Below are 21432 nucleotides of genomic sequence, written 5' to 3'. Positions count from 1 at the left end.
ATGGCGCTTACCGATGACCAGCTTGACCGCTATGCCCGTCACCTTGTTCTTCGTGAAGTGGGCGGCATGGGTCAGCAGAAATTGCTGCAGTCCAAGGTGCTGGTTATCGGGGCAGGGGGGCTTGGCTCCCCCTTAATCCTCTATCTGGCGGCGGCCGGTGTGGGGACCATTGGCGTGGTTGATGATGACGTTGTTGATCTGAGTAATCTGCAACGTCAGATCGCCCACGGGAACGCGGATATTGGCACCCCAAAAGTGGTGAGCGCAGAACAGTCCGTCGCGCGGATTAATCCGGATGTGAAAATTGTCCCCCATAATGAGCGTCTGACCGAGGATAATGCGGAAAAGCTGTTTGCGGATTATGATCTGATTGCGGATGGATCTGATAATTTCGGAACCCGTTTTCTGATCAACGATACCTGCTATCGCATGAAGAAAACGCTGGTCTCTGCGGCCATGCTGCAATTTGAAGGGCAGCTTTCCACTTACAAGGCTTACCTTGGTGGTGATCACCCTTGTTATCGCTGCATTTTCCCGGCACCTCCGCCCGCCGATGTGGCGCGTACCTGCGGGGAAGCAGGCGTTTTGGGGGCGCTTGCCGGAACCATGGGATCCTTGCAGGCCACTGAAATCCTGAAAGAGTTGTTGGAAGTTGGGGACAGCATGTCCGGCCAGCTTCTGATTTATGATGCTCTCTACACGGATTTTCGAAAGGTGAAGGTCCGCCCTGATCCCAAATGCAGTCTGTGCGGAAACCCTGATTAACCCGTTACATAAAACTGCATTCCTAACGCCACGGTCACTGGCAGGGTGATCATGGACAGCAGGGTTTGAATGGTGATGATGGCGGCCATGACCTTTTCATCACTGCCAAGCTGACGGGCGAGGGCGTAGCCTGAGCTCGCCGTTGGCACCGCGCCGTAAATCAGCAGGATAACCGCTGCCGGACCATCCAGATCGAAGATATTGATCACCAAAATCATGATGGCCGGAAAGACCACCAATTTGCCAAGGCTGGACAGAATAAGTGATTTGGTTTCCGCCTTCATGGCGCGGATATGAAGCCCGGCACCTACACACAGAAGCGCAAAAGGCAACGCTGCACGGGAGAGAATGTCCGCCATATCATGGATCACGGGGAGCGGGCCAATACCGGTCAAGTTCAAGGTGACCCCTGCCGCGATGGCAATCAGTAATGGGTTTCGCAAAATCTCTTGCAACAATCTGCGTTTCAGATCCCCATTTTCATTGCCCTGATAGGTGACAAGGGCGGTGACGCAGAAAAGGTTGGTTGGCGGCACCAACAATGACGTGGCAACCGCCGCAATCAGAAGGCCGTCATTGCCAAAAAGAAGATCAGCGGTGGCAAAGGCGATAAAGGTGTTGTGTCGTGTTGCCCCCTGAAAAAGGGATCCGCCGACCCGGTTTGAAATACCAAACAGCTTGGTGCTGACCACCGCGAAGATGGCGCAAAGGGTGAGCGCCCCCACAAGCGCCAGCGCGTATGGCCCGACCAGATCACCGCCCAGCGGAGCTGTTGTGGTTCTGAAAAACAGAAGACAGGGGAACAAAATCCAATAGGTGACCTTGTCCGCCATTGGCCAGAAACCTTCCCCCGGAAACGCATTGCGGCGCAAGACATAGCCAAGGATCAACAGCAAAAAGATCGGCAGAATGGACAGGGACACGGACCACATAAGCGCAATTCCAATAGGGGTGGAGACAGAAAAGAAGCTGCTACATTAGGTTGCAGGATGGATCTTTGTCAATTTTCCTATTTCTGTCGAATTTCATTTCGTATGTGGAACAAATCTTCCATGAACCACGGTCATGGAGGTCACGATATTATGTCCAAGTGCTTCTGTTTCCGGTGACGGTGGGACCAGATCCGGGATCTGAAAGACCAGCATTCCGGCGCTATGGGCGGCTTTCACACCATTGTCGCTATCTTCCAGAGCAAGGCAGTCCGTTGGGTGATACCCAACTGCTTTGGCGGCTTTCAGGTAAATTTCGGGATCAGGCTTGCTGTTCTCCACCATATCGCCGCTGATAACCTCATGAAAAAAATGATCAATTCCGGCATTGGATAACTTGCTGGCGGCTTTATCTTGGCCTGACGATGTGGCGACCGCCATGGGGATGTCCCAGTTTTTAAGGGCGTTCAGAAAGTCTTCGACCCCCTCCTTTGTGGGGACAGGCCTTAACACAGCTTCTTCATGATAAAGACCCGTCCATAAAGGCATAAAGGTGGAAGTTTCAAAGCCCTCAAGTTCGCGGGTCAGCAGCTTTTCTGTGGATTGCAGGTTGCGCCCAAGACATTTGTTATAGATGGCGCGATCAAATTGGATACCCAGCTCATCACAGACCTGCTGAAAGGTGCGCAGGGCCACCACTTCTGTATCCAGAAGCAAACCGTCCATGTCAAAAATTACTGCCTTTTTCATCTTGGGTCCGCTTTGTGGGGGTGGGTCGAATACTCCTCATACAATAAAAAAAGCCCCGGTAAAACCGGGGCTAAAGTCATCACACACTATTTATTGGTTTTAGGCGCTTTTTGGCGCTGAACTCATGACATCGTCGTCCACATATTCTGCGAACTGTTCAAAGTTTTCGATGAACAGGTTAACAAGATGGGCGGCTTGTTTGTCATAAGCGTCTTTATCTGCCCATGTGTTACGTGGGTTCAGAATGTCGCTTGGAACACCTTCGCAGGCTGTTGGGATGGAGAGACCGAAGAACGGATCTTTTTCCATTTCAACATTTGCCAGCGTTCCATCAAGGGCGGCATTTACCAGACCACGTGTATGGGCGATTGGCATACGGTGACCAGTACCATAGGCACCCCCTGTCCAACCTGTATTTACAAGCCAGCAGTTCACACCATGCTTGGCGATTTTATCACCCAGCAATTTTGCGTAAACGGATGGGTGACGTGGCATGAACGGCGCACCGAAACAGGTTGAGAAAGTTGCCTGTGGCTCATTGCCGAGGCCTTTTTCTGTACCAGCAAGCTTCGCTGTGTAACCGGACAGGAAGTGATACATGGCCTGCTCTGGGCTCAGTTTCGCAATTGGAGGCAAAACACCGAAAGCGTCAGCTGTCAGCATGATCACGTTTTTAGGGTTACCTGCAATACCTGTGTCAGACGCGTTTGGAATAAACTCGATCGGGTAAGACGCACGCGTGTTTTCCGTATAACGGTTATCATCCAGATCCAGTTTGCCATTTTCATCCATGACAACATTTTCAAGGATGGTACCGAAACGACGTGTTGTGTCGTAAATTTCAGGTTCTGCTTCTTCGGAAAGGCGGATCACTTTCGCATAGCAACCACCTTCGAAGTTAAACACACCCTCATCGGACCAGCCATGCTCGTCATCACCGATCAGCATACGGCTGGCGTCGGCGGACAAGGTTGTTTTACCGGTGCCTGACAGACCAAAGAACACGGCGCTATCACCTTCGTTGCTCACATTGACGGAGCAGTGCATTGGCAGAATGTCTTTTTCTGGCAGCAGATAATTCAAGATGGAGAAGACAGATTTCTTGATCTCACCGGCATAGGATGTGCCGCCAATGATCACAAGGCGTTCTGCGAAGTTGGCAAGAACGAACACTTCGGAACGTGTGCCGTCAACTTCCGGGTCGGCTTCGAAGGAAGGCACCTGGAGAACAGTAAACTCTGGTTTGAAATCATCCAGTTCTTCGGCTTTTGGCTGAATGAACATGTTGCGGGCGAAGAGGTTGTGCCAGGCACATTCTGTAACGATACGAACCGGAAGGCGGTTATCGGCATCGGCACCGGCATAACAATCCTGAACAAATACTTCCTTGCCGGAAAGGTAATCGATCATCTTCTTGTGAAGACCTGCAAATTTGGTTTCTTCGAAAGGTTTGTTGACCTTACCCCACCAAATGTTGTCTTCGCTGCTGCCTTCTTTGACGATAAACTTGTCGTTGGCAGAACGGCCAGTGTGCTGACCTGTAATGGCGACCAGTGCGCCACCTTCGGAAAGGCTTGCCTCTCCGCGATTTAGTGCTTCAGTATAAAGGGATGCTGCAGACAAATTCCAGTTTGCCACGCCAACATTTCCAAGCCCCTGATTGTCCAGCCCGTAAGAACTCTTCCGAGGTCCTTTATGTTCCACTGCGCCTCTCCAATGATGTCTATTTTCTATTGTCAGGATTTCAAAAGTGCCGCAAGAATAAGGAACGGACTTTTGCTTCGCAACCGTTGGAAAAGCGAAACTTTCAAAAAACTGAAATTTTTTTGACGCAATTTCATTTTACTTTCGGTTTCTTAAACTTTCGAAAAATTACGAAATTATTTCATCATTTTTTTCCAGTGATTTTGTTTACTTTGTCTGATTGGTCAGCTTTTTTTGCGCTTCTGAAACTGATGATTTGTGACGCGGATTCATTATTAGAAGTTCAATTGGGTACTGAATTACGCCTTTTTCCTGCCGATAATTGTCACGCTTAAGCCCCGCTTGTGCCTTATTTGTGCCAAATGGGGCGTGGTATTACAGGGAAAGGTTGCCTATATATGAGGCTAAAGAGGAAAGGGGACGCTAGTGACGACAAGAATTGCACTGGTGGATGATGACCAGAATATCCTGACAACGGTTTCCATTTTGCTGGAATCCGAGGGATTTGATGTAACGAAATATTCCGATGGGGAAGTGGCGCTAGAAGCGTTTGATACATCGCCCCCGGATCTTGCTGTTCTGGATATCAAGATGCCCCGCATGGACGGGATGGAGCTTCTTAACCGTCTCCGCCGCAAATCCAATATGCCGGTTATTTTCCTCACTTCAAAAGATGACGAAATTGACGAATTTCTGGGTCTTAAAATGGGTGCGGACGATTATGTCAAAAAACCGTTCTCACAGCGCCTGCTAGTAGAGCGTATTCGCACCGTTCTTCGCCGTCACAAGGCAAAAGAAGCAAATGATGAAACCGCAGAAGAAGATGTTCTGGTTCGCGGGCGTTTAAAACTGGACAGTGTTCGCCATGCCTGTTTCTGGGGGGATCAGGAAGTCACATTGACGGTGACCGAATTTATGTTGCTGCATTGTCTGGCGCTACGTCCGGGTCACGTGAAAAGCCGCGATCAGTTGATGGATGCGGCTTATGATGACAATATTTATGTGGATGATCGCACCATCGATAGCCACATTAAACGCCTTCGTAAAAAGATCCGTGTTGTGGATCCTGAATTTTCCGCTATTGAAACCCTTTACGGTGTCGGGTATCGCTTCAAGGAGAAGTAGATATCAATAGCTGAGTAGCCGGGTTGGGGTAAGTGGCAGAAAGCACATCAACGGAACATAGAGGGGATCAGGAATTACCGCTGTCTGGCAAAGTGGCCGGATCGGGTTCCGTTCGGGATGCTGCGCCTCGCCGCAAGGCGCGCCGCTTTGGGCCTTTTTCGTCCCTCTCCAACCGGATCATGGCTATCAATCTGTTTTCCCTCGTTTTTCTAGTGGGGGGTATTCTCTACCTTGATCAGTTCCGTGGGGGTCTTGTGGAAGCGCGCCTTCAGGCCATGTCCACAAACGGTAAACTGATAGCCGGCGCTTTGGGCGAAGCCGCCCTTCGTGACGTGCCTTATGACGGTCAGGTCAGGCCCACCACTTTGGATAGCCGAATTGTAAAAGCGGTTCTTCGGCGCCTTGCCATTGTGACCGATACCACGGCGCTTTTGTATAACCAGAACGGAGATCTGATTGCCGATAGCCGCCTTTTGATCTCCTCAGGTCGTGAAATCCTGAACGAGCCTTTGCCGCCGCCGGAAGCCCCAGGCAATGTCCGGGCCTTCTATGAAGATATTTATGATTTTCTGGCAGAGCTTATTCCCAATTCGCAGGAATATCCGCTTTTCCCAACAGGAAACCTACAGCGGAGCGAAATGCTGGATGAGGTCGGCACGGCTGTTCGTGGTAAAGATGGCAGCGCTATTCGTCAGACCCGCGATGGGACCGTCATGCTAACCGTCGCCTTACCGGTTGAAGGGTTTAAACAGATCCTGGGTGGTCTTTTGCTGGTGGAAGATGGTAACGCCATTGATGAGGCCGTGAAATCGGCACAGGTCACAACACTGATCGTCTTCTCCATCACGCTGGTGATCAACCTTCTGCTGTCTTTGTATCTGGCGCGTACCATCGCGCGGCCGATCCATGATCTGGCGGAGGGAGCGGATAATGTTCGATTGGGGCTCGGCCGCCGTGTAGATATTCCCGACTTTACAGAACGTCAGGATGAAATTGGTCTGTTGTCCGGATCCCTTCAGAATATGACCGAGGCGCTTTATGACCGGATGGATGCTGTGGAAAGTTTTGCGGCGGATGTCTCGCACGAGCTTAAGAACCCGCTGACGTCATTGGGGACAGCTGTAGACACTTTCAGTCGCATCAAGGATGAAGACAACCGCGCAAAATTGCTGGCGGTTATTTCAAGTGATGTGAAGCGTCTGGATCGTCTTATAACGGATATTTCCGCTGCCAGCCGTCTGGATGCGGAACTTTCCCGAAGCGAAGGGGAGCCTGTCTCCATTGTTGAACTGATCGATAGTGTGGCGGACATGTACAAGCATGGCAGGGGCCCTGATCATATAAGCATAAGTGTTGAAACCAGTCAGCAGGACCTGAAAGTCTTTGGTTTGCCCGGTCGTTTGGGACAGGTCCTTCGAAATCTTATTGAAAATGCCATTTCCTTTTCTCCGGAAGGGGGAACCGTTCTGGTGCGCGCCGCAGAAGATGTGGATAGGGACGGTAAAGTCTGGGTACAGATAGACGTGGAAGATCAAGGGCCTGGTATCCCTGCCAATAAACTGGATAGTATTTTCAACCGCTTCTATACGGAACGCCCGGCAGGGGAAGATTTCGGTCAGCATTCTGGCCTGGGCCTTAGTATATCTAAGCTGATCGTGGATGCGCATAGCGGGACAATTCGGGCGCAAAACCGCATGAGTTCTGATGGATCTATTATCGGCGCACGCTTTACGGTCAGGCTTCCTGCGTAAATCCCGAACTTCCGTTATTGACAGGGGTCAGGGCAGGGTGCACCCTCGGCCCATGGGAAAAATTCATGCAACCGTAGTAGCGCTGGAAAGCCAGGGTATCATGTTCGTGGGCCCTTCGGGCAGCGGCAAATCTGATCTCGCGCTCAGATTTCTGGATCAAGGGGCCCAATTAGTGTCCGATGATTATGTGATTGTTGCTAATGAAGGGGGACATCTGATTGCCCGGCCCCCAGGCACTATCGCCGGATTAATGGAGGTGCGGGGCATGGGGGTCGTGAAAACTCCATATTTGCCTGAAATATCCTTGTCACTTCGCTGTGATTTGATGCCTGCTTCGGAAATGGAAAGACTGCCGGACGGACCCCAGCTTGTTGAGATGGAGGGTGTTCAATTGCCGCGGATCTATCTTGATGCGTCGTCTGCTTCGGCTAAGGCGCGGGTCAGGTTCGCGCTTCAACACTTGGATGCGTTACTGTCTGGCCCGGATCAAAAAGGAATTTTGTCATGAGCGCAGGGCTGACCCGAATTGTTCTTGTCACCGGCCTGTCAGGGGCGGGAAAATCCACAGCGCTGAAACAGTTTGAGGATCTGGGCTGGGAAGTGGCGGACAATATTCCCATTTCCCTGCTCACGCCGATGGTGCGGGAGATATCCCCGGAGGGCTGGCGCAATATTGCTGTTGGGGTGGATACACGTACCCGCGGGTTTTCGGAACAGAAAGTCCTGAATTTACGGGATGAGCTGCGCGAAGACCCCTCCAGCGAGGTGACGCTTTTATATCTGGGCTGTGATGCGGCAACGTTGCAGCGGCGCTTTACAGAAACCCGAAGACGCCATCCCATGGCTTCTGATCGTCCTGTAATGGATGGGATTTTGGAAGAAAAACGGCTTCTGGAGATGATTTCCAAAGAATCCGACGAACAGATTGATACAACTTTGTTGTCTTTGCCTGAGTTGCGGCAGCAACTGATTAATCGGTTCAGTCTGGAAGATCAGCCAGCCCTTAGTATCACAGTGACGTCTTTTTCCTTCAAAAAAGGTCTGCCACGGGAAGCGGACCTGGTTTTCGATATGCGTTTCTTGCGAAACCCCTATTACGACCCGGATTTACGGGAAAAGACAGGCCAGCAGAAAGAAGTAGCAGACTATATTGCCGAAGACGAGAGCTTTGCCCCCTTTCTGGATCAGTTGAAAAATATGCTCGACACCTTGTTGCCAAGATATCGGGCGGAAGGTAAATCCTACCTGACCATAGCCATCGGATGCACGGGGGGGCGGCATCGATCTGTATGCGTGGCAGAAAATATTCATGACCATATGGAAAGAAACGGGTATCTTACCCATTTGGTACATCGTGACCTGCCGTAATCGGCGATGGGACGACATAATATCTGAACCGAGTTCTGGGAAGGAAAGTTGAATGATTGGTATGGTGCTGGTAACGCATGGCCGTCTTGCTGAGGAGTTTGTCGCAGCAACCGAACATGTGGTTGGTCCACAGGATCAGGTACGGGCAATCTCTATCGGTCCCGATGATGATATGGAGCAGCGCCGTCAGGATATTCTGACCGCCGTTGCCGATGTGGAAACCGGATCTGGTGTTATTCTTCTGACCGATATGTTTGGTGGCACACCTTCCAACCTGGCAATTTCCGTGATGGAAAAAGCCAATGTGGAAGTGATTGCCGGTATTAATCTTCCCATGTTGATCAAGCTCGCCAGTCTGCGCGGTGAAGATGATATGGAAAAGGCAGTTGCCGCGGCGCAGGAATCTGGCCGCAAATATATCAATGTGGCGTCTCATCTTCTGTCTAATAAGTCCTGATGGAAGCAGTAATGAGCGAGCCGTTACGAAAGACCCTTCAAATAGAGAATAAACGTGGCCTGCATGCGCGGGCTGCTGCCAAATTTGTGAAATGCGTCGAATCCTATGATGCGGATATATTGGTGACCAAAGATGACAATAATGTCTCTGGCGCTTCTATCATGGGATTGATGATGCTTGCCGCCTCCAAGGGAACCTCGATCGATGTTGAAGCCAGCGGTGCGGAGGCAGACGCCGCCATGAGCGCCATTGAGACGCTGGTCAACGACCGCTTCGGTGAAGAATAACGTCAAAAAATAGGTTAATTTATTGGGTGCATTAACTGCAGATTTAACCATCAGGTAACCATGATATAAAGACATCTTTATATAATTCTTGAACCTGTTCTTCTGACCTGTTATACAGCCGCAACTGAACATTAACACACCCACTCTATTGTGGTTGTTTCTATCCCTATTCATGAAGGAACTCTCCCATGACACAGACTGAGGATTTCAAAGTTGCAGACATGTCCCTTGCGGACTGGGGTCGCAAGGAAATCAGAATTGCGGAAACTGAAATGCCTGGTCTGATGGCATTGCGTGAAGAATTTGGACCATCACAGCCGTTGAAAGGCGCGCGCATTGCAGGTTGCCTGCACATGACAATTCAGACAGCAGTTCTTATTGAAACCCTGACAGCTTTGGGCGCGGAAGTTCGCTGGTCCTCCTGTAACATCTTCTCAACACAGGATCAGGCGGCAGCTGCTATCGCTGAAACCGGCGTTCCTGTCTTTGCCTGGAAAGGCCTGACTGAGGAAGAGTTCTGGTGGTGTATCGAGATGACCATCGAAGGTCCTGATGGATGGCGTCCAAACCTTATTCTGGATGATGGTGGTGATCTCACTCAGATCATGCACGATAAATACCCACAGTATCTGGAAGACGTGAAAGGCCTGTCTGAAGAGACAACAACAGGTGTGCACCGTCTATACGAAATGGCTCGCGATGGGGCCCTGAAAGTGCCTGCCATCAATGTGAATGACAGTGTGACAAAGTCCAAATTTGATAACCTTTACGGCTGCCGTGAAAGCCTTGTTGATGGCATCAAGCGGGCAACAGACGTTATGGTTGCCGGTAAAATTGCGGTTGTTGCGGGTTATGGTGATGTGGGTAAAGGCTCCGCGGCCTCGCTCCGCTCCCAAGGGGCACGTGTTCTGGTAACAGAAATCGATCCGATCTGCGCGTTGCAGGCCTCCATGGAAGGTTATGAAGTGGTGACAATGGAAGATGCCGCTCCTGTTGGGGATATCTTCGTTACCACAACGGGCAACATTGACGTGATCACCATCGATCATATGCGTGCCATGAAAGACCGCGCGATTGTCAGCAACATTGGTCACTTCGATTCAGAAATTCAAATTGAGGCCTTGCGCAATTTCCCATGGCACAATGTGAAGCCGCAGGTGGATGAAGTTGAGTTCCCTGATGGAAAACGCATCATTGTTCTGGCGGAAGGCCGCCTCGTGAACCTTGGCTGCGCTACAGGTCACCCAAGCTTTGTGATGAGCGCCTCTTTCACAAACCAGGTTCTGGCGCAGATCGAACTTTGGGAACGCTCAGAGAAGTATGGCAATGACGTATATGTCCTTCCAAAACACCTGGATGAAAAAGTAGCAACACTGCACCTTGGCAAACTGGGTGTGAAACTGACCAAATTGACCGAAAAGCAGGCGAAGTACATTAGCGTTCCGCAGGCTGGTCCGTTCAAGCCGGAACACTATCGTTACTAATTGGTAGCAGAATTTCGGAAAAGGGGCGCATCGCGCCCCTTTTTTGTGCCAACTCGTTAAAATAGTGGTTAATATCCGAACAAGATTTACTTTTATTGATGTCCAACGGTGAACAGGACGTATGGATTTTGACTATTCATCAGCCGAACTGATCGGTCTCTGGCTTGCAATTCTGCTGGTTATCATTCTGGCAATGGCGTTTTACGTCATGCGCAAAAAAGCCCTGTCTCTCTTGTTTCATTCTGATCAACTGGCGGAACGTGTTCGTCTTATTGAAGATGAGCTTGAAAATGAAAGACAACAAAAAAATCAATCTGATAAAGAAGTTCTGTCCCTTAAATCCGCGCTGATGGATACCCGGGCAGAGCGGGATGATTTTATCGACCTTTTGAACGCGGCCCCTATTGCTGTTTGGCGGAGAGACCAACAATCGCGCATTGTTTGGCATAACAAAAAATACGAAGACATCGTTGGCGGCCCCAATAAAATGGGGGAAATTGAAGAGCTGGTCTCCAGTCGGGAGCCGGACCGAGCCCGAAAACTTGCCGCAAAGGCACGTGTTGCCATGACCCCGCAAACGGAACTTCGCCGTTATGTGGTGGAGGGGGATCTGCATAGTTTCCGGATCCATGAAGTGCCTCTGGAATTTGAAAATGAACTGGCCGGCTTTGCAGAAGACGTCTCCCGCGAGGAAGCCATGGCGCAGGAGATGCAGACCCATCTTCGCGGTCAGGAGAATGTGCTGGAGAATATTCCAACAGCCGTGGCGATTTACGGTTCGGACCAGCGGCTCAATTTTTATAATCAGGCCTATGCAAAACTCTGGAAATTGAGTGATTCCTTTTTGGAGGATGGCCCCACCATTATTGAGGTTCTGGATAAGCAAAGAGAACTTCGCCGCCTTCCGGAACAAGCAGATTTTTCCGCTTATCGTGCCAAGCGGCGTGCTTTGTTTACCAACCTGATCGAAACCAAGGAAGAGTTGGTACAGCTTCCGGATGAAACGGTTCTTCGAACTTTGATCTCGCCGCACTCATCAGGTGGCCTGTTCTTCATGTTTGAAGATATTACGGACAAAATGGCGCTGGAGCGGGCCCATAACACGCAAACAGCCGTGCAGCGCGCGACCCTTGATAATCTATATGAAGGGGTTGCTGTGTTTGGCGCAGATGCCCGGTTGAAGCTCTATAATTCCGGTTTCACGGAAATCTGGGGGGCGACCCCTGAAATGATTGAGGAAAACCTTCATATTCGGGAGCTGATGAGCCGCATTTTTGGTGTCTGGAAACGGGATACGGATGAAGATGAGATGGAGCGTTATGTTGCAAATGTGACGCGCCGTGATCCTTATACCGGGCAGATGACCATGCCAAATGACCGCATCATTAATTATAACCGTGTTCCGTTGCCCGATGGCAATGTGTTGTTCACCTATATCGATGTAACAGATCAGCTTAACGTGCAGCGGGCCTTGACCGAAAGAAACGACGCGCTGGAAGCAGCGGATAAGATGAAGACCGAATTTGTGGCAAGTGTGAGCCATGAACTTCGAACCCCACTTAATACGATCATCGGTTTTGCCGAAATTCTGGTGAAACAGTTCTTTGGTGAATTGAACGAGAAGCAATCAGAATATGGCCGGGGCATTCTGGAAAGTTCAAACCATCTGTTACATCTGATCAACGATATTCTGGATATGGCCAATATTCAGGCCGGTAAAATCGAATTGGAGCTGGAGCCTGTAGAGGTACACGCCCTGCTTGCCAATGTTGTCACCATGGTTCATGACCGCGCCCGCAAACGCCGGGTTCAGATTGATTTTGAGATGATCAATGATTTGGGTTGGGCCAACCTTGATGAACGCCGGATGAAACAGGTGATCTTCAATCTGTTCAGCAATTCCATTAAATTTACAGAAGCCGGCGGTTCCATTTCCCTGGAAGCGGAACGCCAGAAAGATGAAATGATCATTCGGGTCATTGATACGGGTATCGGCATTCCAAAAGAAACACAGGATCACATCTTCGAGCGTTTTGCGAAGGGAGATACGACGAGCCAAAACGCCGGTGCAGGACTTGGTCTGTCTTTGGTGAAAAGTTTCGTAGAAATGCATGGCGGTCATGTGGAGCTGCAATCAGAGGAAGGCAAAGGCACAACAATTGCCTGCCATCTCCCCTCTTCGCTCTATATTGATAATAAACCAAGCTGATCCATTAAATACATGTCTGAATTTGCCACCTTTCATATCTCAAAAGAGCAGGAAACCGCCAAGTTTGCCCGAAAACTGGCTCCTTATCTGAAGGAAAAGGATGTTCTTTTTCTGGAAGGGACTCTGGGGGCCGGAAAGACCTTGTTCGCGAGAAACCTGATTCAGCAGTTATGTGGGCAAGATATCGAAGTGCCGAGCCCGACCTTTAATCTCTTACTGACCTATGACAGTCCGGCGGGGGAGATTTATCATTATGACTTTTATCGCCTTGAAGATCCGGAAGAAGTGTGGGAACTGGATCTGGAAGATGCGCTGGAAGACGGAATTTGTCTGATGGAATGGGTAAGCCAGCTGGAAGATCTGGCGCCGGAGGGTGCCCTGACCGTTCGTCTTGAAATTCCAGAAGGAGAAGAGGGTCGCCGTATCATTCACCTGTCCGGCGATGAGAGCTGGAAAGCCCGCCTTGCTGATATCGGGGCGGTCTGATGACAGATTTGAAGGCAGACTTTCTGAAACAAACCGGATGGGATGAAACTGTTAAAAAGGAACTGGCGGGGGATGCATCGTCGCGCCGGTATACCCGTCTGTTTCGGGTCGATAAAGCCGCAATCCTGATGGAAGATCCAGATAGCGCAGCCCTTCAGTCTTACCTTAAGATTACCGAGTATTTGAACGAACAGGGCTATAGTGTGCCTGCTGTTCTTGAAAAAGATCAGGACGGTGGATTTCTGATCCTGGAAGATTTTGGGGATGATCTGTTTGCGCGTCTGCTTGAAAAAGGCGGGGATGAAGCGCCCCTTTACAATCTAGCGCTGGAGTTTTTAATCTCCCTTCGCGGAGCAGAACTGCCCAAGGGGGTGAAGTTCTTCAATTCCAATTATGTGCTGGACCAGAACACTATGTTTCTGGATTGGTATGTGCCGTTTCGAACCGGAAAGGTTCTGGAAGACAAGGCACGTATATTTTTTCAGCAGATTTGGCGGGATCTGCTCAGCCATTTGGAAGATCAGGCCGAAGTTTTCCTGCATCGGGATTTCCATGCGGAAAATCTATTTCATCTCTCCGGCAGAAGTGGGTTGAAGGCACTTGGCCTGATTGATTTTCAGGATGCGATGACCGGGCCACCTGCCTATGATCTGGTGTCCTTGCTTCAAGATGCCCGGCGGGATGTGTCACCGGAGGTGGCGAATACTGTCCTGAGAACATATATGCAAAAGATGGCGGAACCAGAACAGGAGTTTCGCCGCCTATACGCCATCCTTGGGGCCCATCGTGCCATGCGCATTCTGGGTATTTTCACGCGATTGAAAGAACAGGATGGGAAGATGCGTTACGAAGCGTTTCGGCCACGGGTCATTGCGCATCTAAATGCCAATCTGGCTCACCCTGATTTGATTGCACTGAAGCATTGGGTGAAGGTCACATTGGGTGAATTGATTTAGGGGGTTGAGGATTAGTATGAAAGCAATGGTTCTGGCGGCGGGCTTTGGTAAGCGATTGCGGCCCCTCACCGAAACAACCCCCAAGCCTCTTGTCAAAGTTGCCGGTAAGCCGCTGATTGATTATTCACTGGATCTGGTGCGGGGCGCTGGGATTCAAGAGGCCGTGGTAAACTGTCATCACCTTGCCGATCAGATTGAGGCCCATATAAAGACCATCGATAATCTGGATATCACCCTTTCCGATGAACGGAATGAAATTCTGGAAACGGGAGGCGGTGTCTTAAAGGCGCTTCCAAAACTGGGAACCTCCCCATTTGCGGTGCTGAACTCTGATGTGATTGTGCGGGACGGGGAAGCGAGTTCCTTGAAACAGTTGATTGACGCATGGGATCCGGAGCGGATGGATGTTCTGTTGTTAATGCAGCGAACGCAGGACGCCGTCGGTTATTCAGGCAAAGGGGATTATGACATGGACGAGCGGGGGCGTCTGACCCGCCGGGATGAACGGGCCATGGCGCCGTTTTTGTTTGCCGGTGTCCAGATCGTGAACCCCGACCTTTTTGAAGGCCTTGACAGCGGTGCTTTTTCCATGAACCGGATTTTTGATCGCGCAGAAGCCAAGGGGCGATTATTTGGCTTGCCTCATCACGGGCAATGGTTGCATGTTGGGGATGTAGATGCCCTTCAACAAGCAGAGAAAATAATTTCAGGATCGTGACAGCGCCGCTTAAAGAAACGCCAAATTTCCTCAATATCCCGCCGGAGCAGCCTTTTGTCGACTGTCTGGCCAAGGAATTGTTGCGCCGTCATGGTGGAGAAGGCGGAAATCTTGGGGATGTAACGGTTCTCACCACCACACGCCGGGCGGCACGCGCCCTTCAAAGTGCATTTTTACGGGAAACAGCAGGGCAGCCTTTGTTGCTTCCGCGGATGCGGCCAATTGGCGATGTAGATGAAGACGAGCTGGAATTTCAAATAGGCGGGGACCTGGCCGGGGATATGCAGGGCGTATTGGAACTGCCACCTGCCATTGATCCGCTCAGACGTCAGTTATTGCTCGCCCGACTTATCCAGCGAAAAGATGAGACCGCACGGGATCCAGCGCAGGTGATCGGGCTGGCGCAGGAGCTCTGTAAGTTACTGGATCAGGTGCAGACAGAAGGTCTTGAACTCTCCGGCCTTAAAGATCTGGTGCCGGAGCGATATGCAGAGCATTGGCAGATCACGCTGGAGTTTCTCACCCTGATCAGTGATATCTGGCCGGGCTTGTTGGAGGCGGAAGGGGCGATGGATCCTGCCAAACGCCGTGATTTGCTGCTTCGGGGGCAAATCGAAGCATGGCGGCAAAACCCGCCTGAACACCCCATTTACGCTGTGGGCTCCACCGGTTCCATTCCCGTAACGGCGGAGCTCCTTCATTTGGTATCCCGTCTTCCAGATGGCACGGTGATCCTGCCAGGGCTCGATAAATCCATTGATGACGAGTGTTGGCTGGAAATTCGCCAGGACCCATCCCACCCTCAATATGGTTTGGCACGCCTGATCGAAAAGGCTGGGGTAACACGGGATCAAGTAATTGATCTGGTGGATCCCGATGGCCAGTCCTGCCCGGCAAGTCGCCCCGCCTTGGTGGCAGAGGCCATGCGCCCTGCGACAACCACAGAGAAGTGGCGGGACGTCTCCACGCCAGATTCAGGGGCAACTGACGGGGTGTCATTGATTAACTGTGCGACCCCGGATGCGGAAGCACAGGTGATTGCATTGAAGATGCGTGATGTATTGAATACGCCCAATAAAACGGCGGCGCTAGTCACCCCGGATCGTGACCTGTCTCGCCGGGTGAGCAGTGAACTAAAGCGCTGGGGTGTGTTGGTGGATGATAGCGCGGGCACCAGTCTGGATCAGTCACCGCCGGGTGTGTTTTTGCGCCTGACCGCGCGGATGCTTGCCACGGATTTTGATCCCATCGCTGTTTTGGCAGCCCTGAAGCATCCTTATGCCAATATGGGACATGCTGCCGCTGATTTCAGAAGATCGGTACGCGCACTGGAGCGGAAAATCCTGCGCGGTCCCCGAATTGCGGGCGGGCTTGCCGGGTTAAAAGCAGAGGTTGAGAAACTGCCGGAAGAAGATGTGCTGCGTGGGTGGTTTGCAGAATTTGAAGAGATTTCATCGGAAGTGGCCAAATACCCGCCCTCATCAGAGGTGGATTTTGGGGAATATCTAAAAGCCCATATTCGTTTTGCCGAAAAACTGTCCATGGAAGCAGAGAAAGACACGCCAAAGCTTTGGTATGGGCATTTTGGTGAAGCTGCCGCCAATTTCATTGGGGAGTTATTGCGCGCAACCGATGTGATGGCGGAAATCCACCCGGGGCACTGGCCTGATCTTCTGGATCATCTGATGAGCGGGCGCATGGTCCGCGCCACCTATGGTCAACATCCGCGGCTGCAAATCTGGGGTCCGATAGAGGGTCGCTTGCAGCGGGCAGATGTGATGATATTGGCGGGGCTTAACAAGGGGATCTGGCCGCCGGAAGCGGGTAATGATCCTTGGATGAGCCGCCCTATGCGGGAGCAGTTCACGTTACCACTGCCCGAGAAGAAAACGGGCCTTTCCGCCCATGACTTTCAGCAGGCCTTTTGCGGCAAAGAAGTCCTGATCACCCGATCCGACAAAGTGGATGGCACCCCAACGGTTCCAAGTCGCTGGCTGCTGCGTCTTCAGACATTACTGGGGCAGTTTGGGATGGATCTGCAATCGGAAGAGGGAGAGACGTTGCTCAGCTGGCAACGTCAGCAGGATGCCCCTTCCGAGGTGCGCCCCGTAGAAGCGCCGCGCCCCACCCCGCCCGTTGCCGCGCGCCCACGGCAGTTATCGGTGACCCGGATTGAGAAATGGATCCGCGATCCTTACTCCATTTTCGCCGATGCCATTTTGAAACTCCGTCCTCTTGACGAGATCGCTGAAGATCCGGGGGCGGCGGATCGCGGGACTTTTATCCATAAGGCGCTGGAGATTTTCACGGAACAGTATCCAAAAGATCTTCCGGAGGATGCCTTGGAAAAATTACTGGAAATTGGCCGAGACGTTTTCGGGGATTTATTAAACCGGCCAGCGGTCTGGGCCTTCTGGTGGCCACGGTTTGAACGGATTGCCGCGTGGTTTATTGATTTTGAAAAGGACCGCCGCCTCACTTTTAAAACGGTGGCGAGGGAGGCCAAGGGCAGCATGGAAATTGCGGCCCCCTATGGTCGGTTCCGCTTAACCGGCACGGCGGACCGCATCGACAAAAACGGGATCGGTGAAGTATCCATTGTGGATTATAAAACCGGGGGGCTGCCGTCTGACAAGGAAGTGGAAGCGGGTGTCTCCCCCCAGCTGTCATTGGAAGCTGTGATGGCGGGCAAGGGGGGCTTTGCGGATTTAGGGCCGGATGGGGTCTCTGTTATTGAGCTTCTTTATATCCGGTTAAGCGGCGGCGATCCCGCAGGGGAAGCGCGTCCTGCGTCCAAGAAGGTGTCCGTTGAAGAATTGGCTGAAGGGGCTTATGAGGGGCTTTGTCGTTTGATTGCCCAATTTGACAAAGAGGCGACCCCATATCTGGTGAGCCCGCGCCCCAAATATGCGAGCCGCTTTAACGATTATGAACATCTAAGCCGTCTTCGTGAATGGTCCGGGGGGGACGGCAGCGATGGATAATGCGGCAAAGCTTGCAGAGCGCGGTAATCAGCTTCAAAGGCGGGCGGCGGACCCTGTCAGGTCCGTTTGGGTATCTGCATCAGCGGGATCAGGGAAAACACGGGTTCTGGTGAACCGTACTTTGCGTCTTATGCTGGCAGGCTTCGCGCCGGAGCGTATTCTCTGTATTACCTTCACCAAAGCCGCCGCGGCGGAGATGTCCAACCGCCTGAACGAAATGCTGGGTAAATGGTCGGTGATGCCGGAAGGAGAGCTTGCCGCAGATATTGCGGATCTGGAAGGGCGTCCTGCAACCGAAGCCGAGATGGTCCGCGCCCGGCGTTTGTTTGCCAGCGTTCTGGATGCCCCTGGCGGCATTAAAATTCAAACGATCCATTCCTTTTGTGGATCCATATTGGGGCGTTTCCCGCTAGAAGCCGGTATTCCCCCTAATTTTCAGGAACTGGATGACCGGACCGCATCTGAGATTATGCAAATTGCCCGGGATCGGATGTTATCGGCAACCCAAAGCGGCGCACGGAGCGACCTTTCAAAAGCCCTTTCCCATGTTAGCCAGAACTTGCATGAAGGGGATTTTGTGCAGTTGATGTCCGGTCTTGCCAATCGCCGGGGCCGCCTGAAACGATATCTGGACTACCATGACGGGCTTGAAGGCGCGCGAGATCATATCGCGGTTTATGTGGGCATTGACCCTGCCCTTCGAGAAGAAGATTTAATCAGCGCTGCTTGCGCGGAAGATGCGTTTGACGGGGCGGCCCTTCGCGCCGCGTTGGAAGTGCTTCTTGAAGGTGGGGTCAATGACAAGAAAATTGCCGAGGTGATGGAGCCATGGCTTTCCCGCCCCGCAGATCGGCCCGCTCTGTTTGATCGATACCTTTCCGGATTTCTGACCCAGAAGATGGAAAAGAAGTCGGAGCGGAATCTGGGGTCTAAAAAATGCGAAGACAAACTGCCCGGCCTCAAGGAAATTCTGTCAAAAGAAGCGGACAGAATCTTGGAGGTGCTGGAAAAGCGTCGCCGGATAAGGGTGCTGAAATCCAGCATGGCGGTGCTGCAGCTGGCGGATAGTCTGATCGCAGAATATGAGGCGGAGAAAGTTCGGCGCGGCGCCCTTGATTTTGATGACCTGATTTTGACCACGCGGCAGCTTTTAAGCGGGGCGCATGTGGCCCCATGGGTCATGTTTAAACTGGATGGGGGTCTGGATCATATCCTTGTGGATGAAGCGCAGGATACAAGCCCTGAGCAGTGGGATGTGATCGGTGCGCTTGCTGAAGAGTTCTTTGCCATTGATGGGGGGCGTGACGCGGCACGAACTTTGTTTGTGGTGGGGGATGAAAAACAAAGTATTTACAGCTTCCAAGGCGCGGATCCCGCAGCCTTTGACAAGATGCGTCAGCATTTCGAAGCGCAAGCCCGCTTTGCAGATAAGCCATGGGAAGTGGTGCCTCTTGATCTGTCTTTCCGCTCCACCCATGCGGTGTTGTCGTTGGTGGATGCCACTTTTGTTCCGCCTCCGGCACGAAAAGGACTGACGGCGGACGCATCTGAGATCCAGCATTATATTTTCCGGGAGGGTCATCAGGGCCTTACTGAAATTTGGCCGGTAACCCGCCCCGATGAGGCGGAAGAAGGGGATGCGTGGGATATTCCGCTCGACAGTATGGAGACGGTAAACCCCGCCGCGACCCTTGCCCGGCAAATTGCGGAACAGGTGAAAAGCTGGCTGAAATCCGGTGAAAAACTTGCCTCAACAGGCCGGACTATTCGGGCGCAAGATGTGTTGATACTGGTGCAGAAACGGAACGCCTTTTTTGAGGAAATGGTGCGTGCCCTGAAACAGGCTGGCGTTCCCGTAGCTGGTGCGGACCGTATGCAACTGTCAGAACAGCTTGCGGTACTGGATTTGATGGCGCTCGCGAAATTCGCACTGTTGCCGGAAGATGATCTGAATTTGGCGATTATCCTTAAAAGCCCATTTGTGGGAATGGATGATAATGAACTGTTTGACATTGCCTATCGCCGGGAAGGGAGCTTGTGGCAGGCGGTGCAGGAAAAGGCAGATCAAAATCCCAAGTTGGTAAAAGCCTTACCTTTCTTAAGAAAAGTCCTGCGGCAGGCGGACTTTATTCCGGTGTTTGAATTTTTCGCCGATATTCTAGGGCCGGATCGGGGCCGTGAAAAGCTGTTGTCGCGCCTTGGGGAAGAGGCGGTTGATCCCATAGAAGAGTTCCTGTCATTGGCACTTGCCTATCAGCGAAGTGAGGCCAGCTCCCTTCAAGGATTTTTGCATTGGATGGAAGCGGGCGGCGCGGAAGTAAAACGCGATATGGAACAGGGACGTGATGAGGTGCGTGTCTTGACCGTTCACGGATCAAAAGGCTTGCAGGCCCCTATCGTTTTCCTGCCGGATACATGTCAGGGATCCCCCCATGCGAGCAAAACAAGCCTGATCTGGACAGAAGAAGATATCCCGGGGCCACTTTGGGCGGCGGGAAGCGCCAATGAGGATGAAGCCACGCGTAAAGCCAAAGCCACAGAGAAAAACAGGCAGGAAGAAGAAAAGCGCCGTCTTCTTTATGTGGCGCTGACACGGGCAGAAGACCGACTTTATATCTGCGGTTGGGAGAATGTGCGAAAGCGCCCCGAAGGATGTTGGTATGATCTGATTGATCATGCCTTCCAGGAAGCAGAAGGTGTTGAGGAAATTGAGCTTGCCAATGGGCATATCGCCCGGCGTTTGACGAGCGGAACAACGTTCAAGGAAGTGAAAGAAGCAGATACCGGCCGCGGAGAAATTTTCCACGCGGCCCTGCCCGGCTGGATTAAGAGTCCCCCACCGGAAGAGCCTTTCCCGCCTCAACCACTTACCCCTTCCAAAGAGGAAGAGGAGCCGTCTGTGCGCTCCCCGCTTGGTTCGGATGATGGACATCGGTTCCACCGGGGACTATTGGTGCACCGCTTGCTGGAAAGCCTGCCAGAGGTGCCTGTTGCGCGCCGGGAAGAAGTGGCGGCCAACTGGCTTGCCCGTCCGGCACATGGACTAAGTGATGCGCAGCAGCGGGAAATTCTAACGGAAACGTTGAAGGTTCTAACCCATCCTGATTTTTCCGATATTTTTGGCCCCGGTAGCCGGGCGGAAGTTCCCCTCACCGGTTTGATGGGGGACCGGATCATGTCAGGTCAGATTGATCGGCTTTTGATCCGCGATGACGATATTTTGATCGTTGATTATAAAACCAATCGTCCCTCACCCCGGGATCTTGCGGAGGTGCCGCAGGTTTATATTCGCCAGATGCAGATTTACAGAGAGGCTCTTAAGAAGATACATCCTGAAAAGGCAATTAAATGCGGTCTGTTGTGGACAGACGGCCCTTACTTGATGGAGATTCCACAAAGCTGATATGACAGCGATCACTTGACGGACCGGGGTGTGATACGTAAATATCAAAACATTAC

General features: G+C 51.8%; 17 protein-coding genes. 14 read left to right on the top strand and 3 right to left on the bottom strand.

Annotation, left to right across the window (positions count from 1 at the left end):
• The gene (locus GUA87_RS04160) at positions 1 to 765 is read left to right on the top strand and encodes a HesA/MoeB/ThiF family protein (protein WP_193715246.1); all 765 of its coding nucleotides are present in this window, start codon (positions 1 to 3) and stop codon (positions 763 to 765) included.
• Here GUA87_RS04160 and GUA87_RS04155 read toward each other — a convergent pair.
• The 3 genes from GUA87_RS04155 to GUA87_RS04145 form a co-directional block, all read right to left on the bottom strand.
• A complete protein-coding gene (locus tag GUA87_RS04155) occupies positions 762 to 1697 on the bottom strand; it encodes an AEC family transporter (RefSeq protein WP_193715245.1) in 936 nt (311 codons plus the stop codon). The genes GUA87_RS04160 and GUA87_RS04155 overlap by 4 nt on opposite strands.
• A gap of 93 nt (positions 1698 to 1790) precedes the next feature.
• Entirely contained in the window at positions 1791 to 2444 is a 654-nt protein-coding gene (locus GUA87_RS04150; protein ID WP_193715244.1) for an HAD family hydrolase, read from the bottom strand.
• A 99-nt stretch (positions 2445 to 2543) separates the two neighbouring features.
• On the bottom strand, positions 2544 to 4148 hold the full coding sequence (locus GUA87_RS04145) for a phosphoenolpyruvate carboxykinase (protein WP_193715243.1): 1605 nt from the start codon (positions 4146 to 4148) through the stop codon (positions 2544 to 2546).
• Positions 4149 to 4574: 426 nt separating this feature from the next.
• Between GUA87_RS04145 and GUA87_RS04140 the strand changes: the two genes are divergently transcribed.
• The 13 genes from GUA87_RS04140 to addA all read left to right on the top strand — a co-directional run bounded on the left by GUA87_RS04140 (position 4575) and on the right by addA (position 21376).
• Positions 4575 to 5273, top strand: coding sequence for a response regulator (locus GUA87_RS04140; protein ID WP_193715242.1), 699 nt, complete (start codon positions 4575 to 4577; stop codon positions 5271 to 5273).
• 32 nt (positions 5274 to 5305) lie between these two features.
• On the top strand, positions 5306 to 7024 hold the full coding sequence (locus GUA87_RS04135) for a stimulus-sensing domain-containing protein (RefSeq protein ID WP_193715241.1): 1719 nt from the start codon (positions 5306 to 5308) through the stop codon (positions 7022 to 7024).
• A gap of 52 nt (positions 7025 to 7076) precedes the next feature.
• Positions 7077 to 7532: an HPr kinase/phosphorylase gene (locus GUA87_RS04130; protein WP_193715240.1), complete on the top strand. Its 456-nt coding sequence runs from the start codon at positions 7077 to 7079 to the stop codon at positions 7530 to 7532.
• Positions 7529 to 8392, top strand: coding sequence for an RNase adapter RapZ (rapZ, locus tag GUA87_RS04125; RefSeq protein WP_193715239.1), 864 nt, complete (start codon positions 7529 to 7531; stop codon positions 8390 to 8392). The genes GUA87_RS04130 and rapZ overlap by 4 nt, the downstream gene beginning before the upstream one ends.
• A 52-nt stretch (positions 8393 to 8444) precedes the next feature.
• On the top strand, positions 8445 to 8849 hold the full coding sequence (locus GUA87_RS04120) for a PTS sugar transporter subunit IIA (protein ID WP_193715238.1): 405 nt from the start codon (positions 8445 to 8447) through the stop codon (positions 8847 to 8849).
• 11 nt (positions 8850 to 8860) lie between these two features.
• Positions 8861 to 9136, top strand: coding sequence for an HPr family phosphocarrier protein (locus GUA87_RS04115; RefSeq protein WP_193715237.1), 276 nt, complete (start codon positions 8861 to 8863; stop codon positions 9134 to 9136).
• Positions 9137 to 9324: 188 nt separating this feature from the next.
• On the top strand, positions 9325 to 10620 hold the full coding sequence (ahcY, locus tag GUA87_RS04110; protein WP_193715236.1) for an adenosylhomocysteinase: 1296 nt from the start codon (positions 9325 to 9327) through the stop codon (positions 10618 to 10620).
• A gap of 121 nt (positions 10621 to 10741) precedes the next feature.
• Positions 10742 to 12829: a PAS domain-containing sensor histidine kinase gene (locus GUA87_RS04105; protein WP_193715235.1), complete on the top strand. Its 2088-nt coding sequence runs from the start codon at positions 10742 to 10744 to the stop codon at positions 12827 to 12829.
• 12 nt (positions 12830 to 12841) lie between these two features.
• A complete protein-coding gene (gene tsaE, locus GUA87_RS04100; protein ID WP_193715234.1) occupies positions 12842 to 13315 on the top strand; it encodes a tRNA (adenosine(37)-N6)-threonylcarbamoyltransferase complex ATPase subunit type 1 TsaE in 474 nt (157 codons plus the stop codon).
• Positions 13315 to 14271 carry an aminoglycoside phosphotransferase family protein gene (locus GUA87_RS04095; RefSeq protein WP_193715233.1) on the top strand — a complete coding sequence of 319 codons (957 nt, stop codon included), beginning with the start codon at positions 13315 to 13317 and terminating at the stop codon, positions 14269 to 14271. Before tsaE ends, GUA87_RS04095 begins: the two co-directional genes overlap by 1 nt.
• A gap of 16 nt (positions 14272 to 14287) precedes the next feature.
• The gene (locus GUA87_RS04090) at positions 14288 to 14989 is read left to right on the top strand and encodes a nucleotidyltransferase family protein (protein ID WP_193715232.1); all 702 of its coding nucleotides are present in this window, start codon (positions 14288 to 14290) and stop codon (positions 14987 to 14989) included.
• Positions 14986 to 17973: a double-strand break repair protein AddB gene (addB, locus tag GUA87_RS04085; protein WP_321575867.1), complete on the top strand. Its 2988-nt coding sequence runs from the start codon at positions 14986 to 14988 to the stop codon at positions 17971 to 17973. The genes GUA87_RS04090 and addB overlap by 4 nt, the downstream gene beginning before the upstream one ends.
• Positions 17966 to 21376, top strand: a complete 3411-nt coding sequence (gene addA / locus GUA87_RS04080) for a double-strand break repair helicase AddA (protein WP_193715230.1) — start codon at positions 17966 to 17968, stop codon at positions 21374 to 21376. The genes addB and addA overlap by 8 nt, the downstream gene beginning before the upstream one ends.
• Positions 21377 to 21432 lie beyond the last annotated feature (56 nt).

Origin of the sequence: Sneathiella sp. P13V-1 (genome assembly GCF_015143595.1) — a bacterium.
Lineage (GTDB): Bacteria > Pseudomonadota > Alphaproteobacteria > Sneathiellales > Sneathiellaceae > Sneathiella.
Note: the sequence above shows the minus strand (reverse complement) of the source record. Positions and strands in the feature narration are given on the sequence as shown.

Bases quoted from the DNA above. Each gene is read 5' to 3' on its own strand.
- GUA87_RS04160 (WP_193715246.1), top strand. From the start codon at position 1: ATGGCGCTTACCGATGACCAGCTTGACCGCTATGCCCGTCACCTTGTT.
- GUA87_RS04155 (WP_193715245.1), bottom strand. From the start codon at position 1,697: ATGTGGTCCGTGTCCCTGTCCATTCTGCCGATCTTTTTGCTGTTGATC.
- GUA87_RS04150 (WP_193715244.1), bottom strand. From the start codon at position 2,444: ATGAAAAAGGCAGTAATTTTTGACATGGACGGTTTGCTTCTGGATACA.
- GUA87_RS04130 (WP_193715240.1), top strand. From the start codon at position 7,077: ATGGGAAAAATTCATGCAACCGTAGTAGCGCTGGAAAGCCAGGGTATC.
- rapZ (WP_193715239.1), top strand. From the start codon at position 7,529: ATGAGCGCAGGGCTGACCCGAATTGTTCTTGTCACCGGCCTGTCAGGG.
- GUA87_RS04120 (WP_193715238.1), top strand. From the start codon at position 8,445: ATGATTGGTATGGTGCTGGTAACGCATGGCCGTCTTGCTGAGGAGTTT.
- GUA87_RS04115 (WP_193715237.1), top strand. From the start codon at position 8,861: ATGAGCGAGCCGTTACGAAAGACCCTTCAAATAGAGAATAAACGTGGC.
- ahcY (WP_193715236.1), top strand. From the start codon at position 9,325: ATGACACAGACTGAGGATTTCAAAGTTGCAGACATGTCCCTTGCGGAC.
- GUA87_RS04105 (WP_193715235.1), top strand. From the start codon at position 10,742: ATGGATTTTGACTATTCATCAGCCGAACTGATCGGTCTCTGGCTTGCA.
- tsaE (WP_193715234.1), top strand. From the start codon at position 12,842: ATGTCTGAATTTGCCACCTTTCATATCTCAAAAGAGCAGGAAACCGCC.
- GUA87_RS04095 (WP_193715233.1), top strand. From the start codon at position 13,315: ATGACAGATTTGAAGGCAGACTTTCTGAAACAAACCGGATGGGATGAA.
- GUA87_RS04090 (WP_193715232.1), top strand. From the start codon at position 14,288: ATGAAAGCAATGGTTCTGGCGGCGGGCTTTGGTAAGCGATTGCGGCCC.
- addA (WP_193715230.1), top strand. From the start codon at position 17,966: ATGGATAATGCGGCAAAGCTTGCAGAGCGCGGTAATCAGCTTCAAAGG.